The organism is Amycolatopsis kentuckyensis, assembly GCF_002155975.1.
GTDB lineage: Bacteria > Actinomycetota > Actinomycetes > Mycobacteriales > Pseudonocardiaceae > Amycolatopsis > Amycolatopsis kentuckyensis.
In genome coordinates this window covers 1-11,722 of sequence record NZ_MUMI01000009.1, presented here as the reverse complement: position 1 = coordinate 11,722, position 11,722 = coordinate 1, and the positions used below count along the sequence as shown (strand labels likewise).

The following is an 11,722-nucleotide window of genomic DNA, read 5'->3' as shown; positions in this document are numbered from 1 at the left end:
CGGTGGTGCCGGGTCAAGGCACGCTTTCCCACCTTGACGCGGTACCACCGTCCGTAGTCACGATCAGGCTTCGGGTTGGCGGACCGACAGGTGCCACCCGCGGAATGCCGGAGCCCACCCGCGAAAGCCTTCTCCACCACGGCCCCGTGCCGCGCGTCTCCCAGCTTGCGCTTCCCGGTCCGATCCCTGGGCCCGCCCGGCCCGGCGGGCCCACAATCCGCTGTGGGACCACTGCGTGGGAGGACGAGTCATGACGGAGCTGACCGTGCCGGAGCTGGACCGTCCCCGGGCCGTGGCCTGGGTCAATTACCTGTTCGAGGGCCCACAGGGACGCGTTTCGCTGGTGGACCTGTTCGACGGGCGGCCGCGGCTGGCCGTGCACCACCCGATGGCCGACCACAGCGGCCCCGCGGACGTCGTGCCGACCGCCGACATCGCCGCCACGCTGCAGGACCCCGGCCTGCGGCTGGTGCTCGTCTCCCGCGCGCCGTACGCCAAGCTCGAACAGTACCGGCGGCACCTCGGCTGGAACGTGGCCGCGTACTCGGCCTCGGGCACCGCGTTCACCGACGACTTCCCGGCGACGCGGCACGTGCCCGGCGCGGAGGGCGGGGACTCGTGGGAGGACGACGAGTCCGGGCTGAGCTTCTTCCGGCTGGCGGACCGTTCCGTGCTGCACACCGGATCGGTGGCCGTGCCGCGCCTGGCCTTCCTGGGGCTGCTCGCCGGCCCGGACGGCTTCCCGCACCTGCCGGACCGGCGCTGAGCGGACATTCCCGGTTCCGCCCGCCGTCCGGCCGGGACCGCCGGGGACCGCACCCGCGCGCTTTCGCACCGCTTCCGGGGCGATGCCGTGAGTTAGGATCGACGTCCAGCACGCACACAGCGCCCAGACCGCGCCAGCCGGGCGGCCCGGTCTGCCGCGCAGATTCCGGGGGGTCTGCCTCGATGTCTCCGGTCGCCGCACTCGAGCCCGCGTCGGGGCGCTCAGCGACCGCCGAACCCCGCGGCACCACCGCGGCGGACCGGCGCCCACGGCTGGCCACCTACCTGGCGTCGGCCATCATCGTCGCGGTCATCGCCGGGTTCGGCGTGATCGGCGTCGTCAGCCTGCTGCCGTCTTCGGTCGACGTCCTGCACGCCGTGTCCGCCATCGCCGCCGTCGCCGGGCTGCTGGCGATCCAGCTGCTGTGGTTCAGCCGCCCGACCGCCCGGCTCGACTCGACGACCAGCCGGGTCCTGCTCGCCGTGATGATCGTGCTGGCCTACGCCCCCATCCCCACCTTCGGCATCCTCTGGGCGGACATGCCGGACTTCGTCGGCGGTGCGGTCCTGCTGGTGCTGCCGCCCCGGTACGCCTGGCCCGCGCTCGGCCTGGTCTGCCTCAGCGTCGTCGGGGTCTACCAGGCTTCCGGCGCGACCCTGCTGAACAGCATCTACGGCGGCGTCATCGCGGCCGGCTTCTACAGCATCCTCTTCTACCTGCTGGCCCGGCTGGCCCGGATGGTCCACGAACTCCACCGGGCCCGCTCCGAGCTGGCCCAGCGCGCGGTCGCCGAGCAGCGCCTGGCCTTCGCCCGCGACCTGCACGACCTGCTGGGACTGAGCCTGTCGGCGATCGCGCTCAAAGGCGAGCTCGTGCACCGGCTGATGCGGAAGTCCGTGGCGAGCGCCAAAGCCGAACTCGCCGAGATCACCGCCACCGCCCAGCGCACCCTGTCCGACGTCCGCGCGGTCTCGCACGGTTACCGCGAGCTGTCGCTGGAGAAGGAGTCCCGGACGGCCGAATCGCTGCTGTCGGCGTCCGAGATCGCCGTCCGGATCCACCTCGACCAGGGGGACCTGCCGGTCCAGGCCCGCACGCTGCTGGCCAGGGTGCTGCGCGAAGGGGTCACGAACGTCCTGCGCTACAGCGACGTCGAGCACTGCGAGATCGACGTCCGGCACCACGACGGCAAGGTCACCCTCGAGATCGTCAACGACGGCGTGACGGCGGGCGACCCCGCCCTCGAGCCGGGCAGCGGGCTGACGGAACTGCCCGCCGAGGTCGCGGCGCTCGGCGGCACGGCGACGGCGAAGACCGGCGCGGACGGCCGCTTCCGGCTGCGCGTCGAGCTGCCCGTGCCCGAACGCTCGGGCACCACGGGCGCCTACGACGCCGAGGAGCGGTCGGAAACCGAGTCCCGCCGGATCCGGCGGCTGCTGCCGGTGGTGATGACGCTGATGGGGTGCGGTGCGACGGTGCACGTGCTCCAGCTGACCACCCGGCCGTGGGAAGTGGCCCTGGTGGTCGGCTCGACCCTGGCGCTGCTGGCCCTGCAGTTCTCGTACTTCAACCGGCCCGCCACCGACCTCCGTTCGGCGCAGAGCTACGGCATGCTGTTCGTCCAGGCCTGCCTGACCTACCTCCCGCTGCTGCCGCTCGGCCCCCACTGGGTCAGCGTGCCGGGGTTGCTGATCGGCAGCGCGCTGCTGGTCCTGCCCCCGGTGGCGGGCTGGGCGTTCTTCGTCCTGAACATCGCCGCCTACGCGGAGATCCAGCGGATTTCGGGCGCGGACGTCACCTCCACCGTCTTCTACACGGCCGCGACCGTGCTGACGGGGCTGGCGGTGTTCGGGCTGCTGTGGCTGGTCCGGCTGGTGACCGAACTGGACCAGACCCGGCGGCGGCTGGCCGAGATGGCCCTCGCCGAAGAGCGCCTGCGCTTCGCCCGCGACCTGCACGACCTGCTCGGCATGAGCCTGTCCGCGATCGCGCTGAAGAGTGAGCTGACCGCGCGGGTGCTGCCGCTGGACCGAGACCGCGCCACCGAGGAGCTGCTGGAGGTCCTCGGCCTGACGCGGCAGGCCCTCTCCGATGTCCGGTCCGTGGCCAGCGGCTACCGCGAACTGTCGCTCGACAGCGAGTCCCGCACCGCGAGGTCGGTGCTGGCGGCCGCCGACGTCCGGGTGCGCATGGAGATGCTCGAGGAAGACCTGCCGACGCCGGTGCGCACCGTGCTGGCCGTGGTCCTGCGCGAAGGCGTCACGAACGTGCTGCGGCACAGCAGGGTGGAGAGCTGCGAGATCGCGATGCGCCGGACGGACGGCGGGATCAGCCTCGACATCGTGAACGACGGCGTCGAGCGGAACGGCGACCGGCCCCGGACGGCCGAACCCTCCGCAGCACCCGCGAAGCCGGAAGCAACCGCCGGGCCGGAGGTCTCCGCGCCGGGGATCGCGACCACTGTCGCCGCCCCCGCCGACACCTCCCCCGGCAGTGGGATCGGCAACCTCTCGTACCGGGTCGCGGATCTCGGGGGCGAGCTGACGGCCCGGATCGAGCCGGACGGCCGGTTCCGGCTGCGCGCGGTCGTCCCGGTCTGAACCACCGGCTCGCCGGCGCTCACAGCCAGCCGGACTCCTCGGCGATCCGGATGGCGTCCACCCGGTTGCGGGCGTTGAGCTTCGCCACGACCGTCGTCAGGTAGTTGCGGACCGTGCCGGCGGACAGGTAGAGCCGCGCGGCCACTTCGACGGTCCCGTAGCCCTGCGCGGTCATCCGCAGCACGTCCAGTTCTCGGGCGGTGAGCGGGCAGTCGACCGAGTCCCAGGCGGCCAGCGCGAGGTCGCCGTCGACCATCCGGCGCCCGGCCAGCACCCCGCGCACGGCGTTCGCCAGCTTGTCGGGGGGAGCGTCCTTCAGCAGGAACCCGCCCACCTTGGCGTCCAGCGCCCGCCGCAGCGTCCCCGGCCGGCCGAGGCTGGTGAGGATGAGGGTCCGGCACTCCGGCAGCTGCTTGTGCAGCTCACCGGCCGCGGTGAGGCCGTCCTTGCCCGGCAGGTCGATGTCGATGACCGCCACCTGGGCCCGCTTCGCCCTGGCCTCGGCCAGGATCTCCAGCCCGGACGCGACTTCCGCGACCACGTCGATGTCGGGCTCGAGCCGGAGCAGGGCGACGAGGGCCCCGCGCACGATGTGCATGTCCTCGGCAACCAGCACTCTGATCACGGGTGCCTCCGCACTCACGATTCCCCAGAAGCTCAGTTAAACATTTCGCTTGACGAATCGGTTGCACCGTTCGGGCACCTCTCGCCCGCGCTGCCGCGAAATGCACATGCAGACGTAACTACCAGGTTAAAAACGTCGGCTTGCGATCGGACGGCTACCAGCCGTGACCGCCGTGAAAGGCCAACATTCTTCCGGCGCGGTTCGTTGTGGACTCCCGGCGCTCCACGCTCCACATGCGACGAGCCGGCCCCGCCGGCGCCTCGCAGGCAACTGGCGGGACCGGCTCGACGAGGTCCGGAACTGCGGAAACAGATCAGGCTGCCTCGAGGACGTCGAAGCGGCACACGCTCGCCCGGATCGGGCGGACGTCGGCCGAGACACTCTCACCCCACTGCTCGAACCGGTCGATGACAAGGTCGGTCGTCGCCGATCCGCACTCGATACCCATGTCGGCGAAAAGGGCGCGGACGTCAACGGAAACCTGTGCGGACATAATGTGCTCCCCAGTGGCGAAGATGAACGTTTCCCGTGCCACAAATCGTCGCCCAGTGGCCCCGCAACAGCCAGTGCCCGAATCATCGGAGTGATGTGGCTTACATATGGTCTGCGCGGTTGGTGAGCAGACGCCGAATGGGCTAACAAGTCGTCGAAAGAATGTCGAACCGAGGCCATTTCGTCACGATGCGCAGTCGACTGGATGCCATGCGCGACCGCCGGGCCCGAAACCGTCATACCCGCCGCGAGCGGGGTACCCGGTCTCGGCGAGCCGAAACCCCGCATGTGCAAAACGCATGTCGACCACCGGCGAAATCCATGCGGACCGGTGCACAGAGCACTTAAGAAGTAGACGGCCCCGGACCTACAGTTTTAGCCGAAATCAATTCTCGTACCGGGCGCCTTCGCCGGAAGGCGATCGGGCGGCATCGTCGACCTGAGGGGACGGCCCACCATGGATGAGATCGTCCGGCAAGCCGTGGCACGCGCCATCGTGACCATGCGAGACAACCTGGGCGAACGGCTCACGATCGACGACCTCGCCCGCGCGGCCATGTTCAGCAAGTTCCACTTCACCCGGGTGTTCCTGCGGGTCACCGGGCTCTCGCCGGGCCGGTTCCTGTCGGCCCTGCGGCTGGCGGAGGCGAAACACCTGCTCGCGACGACCGTGATCTCGGTGGCCGACATCAGCCACCAGGTCGGTTACAACAGCGTCGGGACGTTCAGCGCGCGCTTCAGCGGCAGTGTGGGCATCCCGCCGTCCGGTTACCGCCAGCTGCGCGGCCGGTCGCCGCGGATCCCCGAGCGGCAGGCCCAGCCCGGCACCGGGGCGACGCTACGCGGCCAGCTGCGCGTGTCCACCGAGGCCGAGGTCGGCCCGGTGTTCGTCGGGCTCTTCGCCGCCCGGATCGCCGAGGGCGCACCCGCCCGCCACGTCATCCTGCCGGCTCCGGGGCCGTTCGTGCTGGCAGACGTGCCGCTGGGCTCGTGGTACGTGCTCGCCCACGCTTATGGAACCACCCCGCTCGAGCACCACGCGCAGCGGCCGTTCACCGGGCTCACCGGGCCGGTGACCATCGCCCGCGGCGTCACCGCGAGCCTGGCCGACGTCCGGCTGCGCCCGCGGCACGGCTTCGACCCGCCCTTCCTGCTGGCCCTGCCGGACCTGCGGCAGACCGCGATGTCCCGCCCGATGGCGAGCTGAGCGCCGGCGTGCAATTCCGGTCCGCCGAGTCCGCCGTCCGTTAATCCCCGGGCGGCGGACTCACCCGCACCGCGTTCCTCGCAGCCATTCGGCCCAACGTCGATACCGGGGATTTCCCGCATTCGCCGTGCGTTTGCGGAAACACCGGCAGTGCCGGGGCAATGGCGTACAATTGCTGTTCGGAGTCGTCGGACTGGGGTGCGAGGTACCGTCGTGATCAAGGTGTTGCTGGCCGAGGACATGCACATGGTCCGCGGTGCCCTGGTCGCGCTGCTGAACCTGGAGTCCGACATCGAAGTGGTCGCCGAGGTCTCCTCGGGCGACCAGATCCTGCCCGCCGCGAAAGCGTGCCAGCCCGACGTCGCCGTCATCGACATCGACCTGCCGGGCAAGGACGGGCTGTCCGCGGCGATCGAGATCCACGAAAGCCTGCCCGGCATCCACACGCTGATCCTGACCAGCCTCGGCCGGCCGGGCACGGTCCGCCGGGCGCTGGACGCCAAGGTCAACGGCTTCCTGCTGAAGGACGCCCCGTCGGACAAACTGGCCAACGCGGTGCGCTCGGTGGCGATCGGCCGCCGCGTGATCGACAGCGAACTCGCGCTGGCCGCCTGGGAGACCGACGACTGCCCGCTCACCCCGCGCGAGATCGAGATCCTGGCGCTGGCGGCGAAGGGCCGCACGGTCGCCGACATCGCCTCGGAACTGTTCCTCTCGGCCGGCACGGTCCGCAACTACCTGGCCGCCGTGGTGACGAAGCTGAACGCCCGCAACCGGGTCCACGCCATTCGCATCGCCACCGAAGCCGAGTGGCTCTGAACCCGATCCGCGAGTTCGCCTTCGACGCGGCGCCGGGGGCGCACGCCAAGCGAACCGAAGACTTCGGCCTCCCCGCACGCCGGTCGCCCACCACCGCACCGGCCGTCCGGGTCGGCCACGGTCGCCGACGAGCCCGCGGGAAGCCCTCAGCTCGCCCGCCGCCGGCCTGGCTTCCGCGGGCGCAGCGGGATCGCCACGAGCAACCGGTGGGTGCCGTCCGCGTCCCATTCGGTCGTCAGCGTGCCGCCCAGGGCCTCGACGCGGTCCAGGAGGTTGCGCAGGCCCGCACCGGAGTCCACCCCGCCGCCGCCCGCACCGCCCGCGCCGTCGTTGACGATCTCCAGCCAGGCCACACCGTCCTCGGTGCTCACCGAGAGCGCGCACCAGCTGGCGGTGCTGTGGCGGACCACGTTCGTCACCCCTTCGCGCAGCACCATGGCCAGGGCGGTGGCCACCGGCGGCGGGAGCTCGCCGATGCCCGACCGGGCGACCGTCACCCGGGTCCCGGCCGCGCTCAGCACGTCCGCCGCCGCCCGGCACTCGTCGTCGAGCAGCAGTTCGCGGTAGCCCGCGGCGATCGTCCGGACGTCGGCCAGCGCGCGCCGCGACATCACCAGCAACTCCGCCAGCTCCTCCTTGGCGAGCGCGGGCCGGTCGAGCACCAACCGGTCGACAAGTTCACCTTTGAGGGTGATGGCCGAAAGGCTGAGACCCAGCAGATCGTGCAAGTCGCGCGAGAACCGCTCGCGTTCTTCGGCGACGACCCGGCGCTTCAGCTCGCGCACCTCGTCAGCGCGCTCGGCCACCAGCCGGGCGGCCGTGCCGAGTCCGAACAGCGCCAGCGCCGCCACCCCGGCGGACACGGTGCCCGCCACGGCCTCGTCCACCCAGCCGCCGGGCCCGCCGGCCCGGGCCGGGAGAAGGCCCGCCACGACACACGCGAGCAGCGCGACGGGCACCGACCGGGCCGGGCGGAACGCCAGCAGCACCCCGCCGGCGAAGAACCCGCTCGCCGCCGCCCACGGCGCTCCGAGCGGCAGCAACGGCAGGAAGCCGAGCGCGGCCTGCACGGCGAGGACGGGCGCCGGAGGCCAGGTCCGGCCGTGGGTGCACCAGGTCAGGTGCCCGCAGGCGAGCGTCGCGGCGCAGACCAGCGCGACCAGCCACGTGAGCGAGGAATCGTGGCCGGTCACCACCCGCAGGAAGGCCAGCAACGCCACTCCGGCGGCGGCCACCGCCTGCGCACCGAACACGAGCGTGCGGAAACCGGGCTGGTCCTCCCCGGACGGGCGGGCCCGGCCGCGAGCCCGCGCACCGGCCCCTCCCCCGAGTCCCGCTCCGCGAATCCGCACCGGATGAACCACGGCCCCTCCCGCGTCACCGCATCCCAGTGCCACCAAGGTAACAGGGCAAGCGGCCCCGGCCGACCTCCTGTCAGGCGGAAAGGGCGCCGCCGGGGAAGTCCAGCACGCACTCGCCGACGCTCACTTCGGCAGGCCACTCGAGCTTCAGCGAGCGGTCGACGCGGTCGCCGGCGTCGACCGGCACGGCGTGCGCCGTCAGCCCCATCGCCTTCGCCGTGAGGTAGAGGACCTGTTGCAGGGCGCCCACGTGCACCAGCGTCGTCGCGTACGCGGCACTGCCGAGCACCCAGGCGATCCGCGACATCCGCGCGGTCATCGTCAGCAGCGCCGAGGGCCGCCGGTGGCTGCCGGCGCCGATCATCGCCAGGTCGAGCATGCTGTCGAGGACGCCCATGTCGTCGTTGATCAGCGTCAGCGTGTGCCACAGCGGGTCGTAGTGGTAGATGCCCCGCGCCAGGCCCGTGCAGCGGTTGATCCCGACGTAGATTTCGAGCTCGTACAGGCAGGCGATGCTGAAGTACGGCCGCTGGGACGCCTCGTGGCCGGGGCCGCCGGGCAGGTAGGCCGGCCCGATCGAGCGCACCCGCGCCGCGCGGTAGAGCAGCTCGCCGATCTGCTCGGCGGACAACGCGCGGTCGGTGACCTCCGGGCAGCTGTGGTCGTGTTCGAGCAGCGTGGCCAGCGTCGGGTCGGTCGCCTTGAGCACCGCCGGGTCGGGGCGGTGCAGCGGGAAGGTCGGGCCCGCGGTGATCTGCTTGATCACCGGCGGCTCGGCGCCCGCCCGGTGCGCGTCCGGTTCGGCCGGGCCGCCCTTCTGCCACGTCCGGCTGCGGGCGTGGAACATCAGGTCGTCGGGCGACCAGACGGCCAGTTCGGCGTCGGTGTCCTCGGCGAACGCCGCCCAGTCGTCGGCCACCAGCACCACGCCCGCGGACACCAGGAACGCCACGACGTCCGCGACGAGCGCTTCGGTCAGCCCGGTGCTCTCGGCGACCTGCGCGACGGTGACCGGGCCGGCCAGCGACGAAGCCACGGTCACCGCGGGCGGCCGCAGCAGCGCGACGCGGTACCGGGCGCGGGGCGACTCGAGCAGCAGGCCGCCGCTGTCCGGGCGCATCGCCGAGAACCGGGACAGCTTGATCATCCGGCCGGGCGGGACCGGGTCGGTCGGGAAGACCGGCGACTGCGTCACCGGGATCGCGGAAAGCACCGGCCCGCGGCCGTCGTTGAGCGCCAGCGAGTGCACCACCGAGCCGGACAGCCGGTTGAGGACCCGGCGCAGCACGCCCGCCCACGCCTCGGCGGCCCCGCCGGCCGACGACGCCAGGTTGCCCATCGACACCGGCCCGAGCACCATCCGGCTCAGCGATTCGCGGACCGGCCCGGGGATACCCGCCAGCTCGTATTCGCCCCACCAGGTGATCGCGACGACCGTGTCGTCGTCCCCGGCCTCCAGCAGGGTGTCTTCGGTGAGGGACCAGAGCCGGACGGTCTCCGGGATCCCCTCCGGGCGCTCAGCTGGCAAGGCCACTCCTCAAGCGAACAACGAACACCGGGCGCCCGCGGGCGTCCTCACAGGAACATGGGGAACGGGTTGAGCCGCTCGTACGGCGTCGGCGCGTCGAGCCGGCCCAGCCGGACCGGGACGTCGAAGAGCCGGCCGGGCGCGAACCGGCTCCAGAACGGGCGGAGCCCCGGCGCGAGCACCTTGACCACCGGGATCCCGATGTCCGGCCGGGTCTGGTCGAGCACCAGCAGCTCCAGGCCGGCGCGGTCGAACGCCGCGCCGAGGGCCACGACGTCGTCGCGGACGTCCGCGCGGTTCACGAACCGGAAGTCCGCGGCGGTCCGCATCCGCTGCCCCGCCGCGGGGCGCAGGTACGGCTGGTTCGCGACGGTCGCGTAGGCGAGCCACCGCTGCGCGTCCGGGTCGTCGAGCTCGTGGCCCGACGACAGCACGATCGGCAGCATCTGGTTCAGCTCGGTCACCGCGCGCCGCACCGCGATCCGCGGGTCGAGGTGCGCGCCGAAGCCCAGCATGATGTCCTCGTGCGGGCCGTCGATCCGCCGCGACAACGCGACGGTCACCGGGATCTCCAGGTCGGCGGTCACGTCGAGGACCCAGAGCTCGCGGCCGATCCCGGCGTAGCTGCCGGACATCTCTTCCAGCCACGGGTCGGCGAAGGACGCGAGATCGACGCCCGGCACCGGCGTGCGGTTGTACCACCACAGCGCGACGGCGTCCCGTTCGACCAGCTCCAGGGCGCCCTGCAGGATCGCGTCCTCCGGGCTGCTGCCCGCCGCGGCGCCGTTCGAGTCGGCCCGCACCCCGCGCGCCGCGCTCTCGCGCGGAGTTCCGTAGTACAGGTAGGACGTCGGCAGCAGGCGGCGCCGCCCGGACAGCGACCACACCGGCGTCCAGTCGATCCGGGCCGTCGGGTCGAACGGCTCGCCGACCTGCTGGAAGGCCCCGTGCGCGGGGTTCCAGGTGGCCCGCTCCCGGTACTGCCGGTCGGCGAAGAGCATGCATGCGTTGGGGTGGACGGCTTCCTCGCCCAGCTCCTCCAAGGAGCCGCGGATGCGCAGCTCGTCGCCCTGGAAGTTGCCGGAGAACCGTTCCGCTGCCTCGCAGAGCGCGCTGACCTCCGCGTCGAGCGGGCTGACGCCCTTGCCCCCGTTCTCGCAGCGCAGCCCGGCGCGCAGCGCGGCCATCCCGGTGACGCCGCGGGCGACGTTGGGCCCGGAGCGGAAGGCGTTGGCGAACCACGGTGCGGCCGGGTCGGGCTGGATCTCCTTGATGATCCCGGTGACCGGGCTGACCAGGTGCCGGTGCCGGTCCAGCATCTGCGCCGGCGTGGCCGTGCGGTGCCCGCCGCCCCCGGTGGTCGCCTTCTTGGCCGGCTGCAGCACGACCGGGCGCGTCGAACGCCACGCCACCAGCCACGGGTCACCGCAGCAGGGGCACTGCGGACGGCGGCGCAGCTCGTGCAGCCTGCCCTGCAGGTCGAGCGTGTCGAGCGTCCACACGCACTGCTGGCCGTGGTGGCGGTAGCCGGCCACCCACTTGGCCGCCTCCAGCGCGATGAGGTGCGCGGCGGCCGAGGTGAGCGGGGGCAGCGCCGAGACCGGGCGGCGCGCCGGACCGGCGTGGCCGAGCTCCTCCTGGACGCACGCCTCGGCGTGCCGATGCCCCCACAGCCGGTGGGTGAGGCAGTGCCAGCACGCGCCGTCCGGCTGCAGCACCGGCCCGATCCACACCTGGGCCCCGAACGGGCGCGCCAGCAGCCACGGCCGCCCGGCCCGCCGGTGCTCCGCGTCGATCCGGGCCAGCCGCGGGTCGAGGTAGTCGGCGCACAGCACCACCGACAGGTCCGCGGGACCGGCGCCCTGGCGCACCACCTCGAGGCCGGCGCCGGCCAGTGCGCGCTCGACCGCGCCGGGGTCGACGCCGTCGGCGCTGTCGCCGACCGCGGTCAGCCGCACGGTGCCCTGCCGTGCCGCGACCAGGTCGGCGTCGACGCCACAGGCGTCCCAGTAGGCCAGCGCCCGTTCGTCGCCGGGCCGGTGCTCGTCGCTCTGGCTGCGCAACGTCACCAGGCCGGCGTCGACCAGCTGCGCCAGCAGCGCGGCCACCTCCTCCGGAGCCATCCCGCCGGGACGGACCCGCAGCAGCCGGTCGAGGTCGTGCGTGCCGTCCAGCAGCGCGGCCAGCGACTCGATCTTCGCCCCGCGCATCGCGATCACGCCCTGCTCGGAGAACAGGTACGCCCCCTTGCCCGCGTGGACCTCCGCCCGCAGGTGCCGCCGGAACGCCGGAGCCCGCGGGGGCGGGACGGCGCCGGCGCCGTC

9 protein-coding genes are annotated in these 11,722 nt (G+C 72.7%); 4 read left to right on the top strand and 5 right to left on the bottom strand.

Annotated features, from left to right (window positions below; genetic code table 11):
- The first annotated feature begins 250 nt into the window (after nt 1–250).
- On the top strand, nt 251–766 hold the full coding sequence (locus CCN39_RS00805; protein WP_086837880.1) for a DUF899 family protein: 516 nt from the start codon (nt 251–253) through the stop codon (nt 764–766).
- A 182-nt stretch (nt 767–948) separates the two neighbouring features.
- Nucleotides 949–3,366, top strand: a complete 2,418-nt coding sequence (locus CCN39_RS00800) for a sensor histidine kinase (RefSeq protein WP_086837879.1) — start codon at nt 949–951, stop codon at nt 3,364–3,366.
- A gap of 19 nt (nt 3,367–3,385) precedes the next feature.
- Here CCN39_RS00800 and CCN39_RS00795 read toward each other — a convergent pair whose 3' ends face one another.
- Together CCN39_RS00795 and CCN39_RS00790 are read right to left on the bottom strand one after the other, a co-directional pair.
- Nucleotides 3,386–3,991 (bottom strand): response regulator transcription factor, encoded by a 606-nt coding sequence (locus tag CCN39_RS00795; RefSeq protein ID WP_086837878.1) that lies wholly within the window; start codon nt 3,989–3,991, stop codon nt 3,386–3,388.
- A gap of 313 nt (nt 3,992–4,304) precedes the next feature.
- The gene (locus CCN39_RS00790) at nt 4,305–4,484 is read right to left on the bottom strand and encodes a hypothetical protein (RefSeq protein ID WP_086837883.1); all 180 of its coding nucleotides are present in this window, start codon (nt 4,482–4,484) and stop codon (nt 4,305–4,307) included.
- A 456-nt stretch (nt 4,485–4,940) separates the two neighbouring features.
- On the opposite strand from CCN39_RS00790, the gene CCN39_RS00785 reads away from it, so the two are divergent.
- Nucleotides 4,941–5,690 (top strand): helix-turn-helix domain-containing protein, encoded by a 750-nt coding sequence (locus CCN39_RS00785; RefSeq protein ID WP_086837877.1) that lies wholly within the window; start codon nt 4,941–4,943, stop codon nt 5,688–5,690.
- Between the two features lie 213 nt (nt 5,691–5,903).
- Nucleotides 5,904–6,509 carry a response regulator transcription factor gene (locus CCN39_RS00780; protein WP_086837876.1) on the top strand — a complete coding sequence of 202 codons (606 nt, stop codon included), beginning with the start codon at nt 5,904–5,906 and terminating at the stop codon, nt 6,507–6,509.
- A gap of 146 nt (nt 6,510–6,655) precedes the next feature.
- Here the strand turns inward: CCN39_RS00780 and CCN39_RS00775 are convergent, their stop codons facing one another.
- The 3 genes from CCN39_RS00775 to CCN39_RS00765 all read right to left on the bottom strand — a co-directional run.
- Nucleotides 6,656–7,861 carry a sensor histidine kinase gene (locus tag CCN39_RS00775; protein WP_244210556.1) on the bottom strand — a complete coding sequence of 402 codons (1,206 nt, stop codon included), beginning with the start codon at nt 7,859–7,861 and terminating at the stop codon, nt 6,656–6,658.
- A gap of 82 nt (nt 7,862–7,943) precedes the next feature.
- A complete protein-coding gene (locus CCN39_RS00770; protein WP_086837875.1) occupies nt 7,944–9,398 on the bottom strand; it encodes a SagB/ThcOx family dehydrogenase in 1,455 nt (484 codons plus the stop codon).
- A 47-nt stretch (nt 9,399–9,445) separates the two neighbouring features.
- A partial coding sequence (locus CCN39_RS00765) for a TOMM precursor leader peptide-binding protein (protein ID WP_434781076.1) occupies nt 9,446–11,722 on the bottom strand: 2,277 nt, incomplete at its 5' end.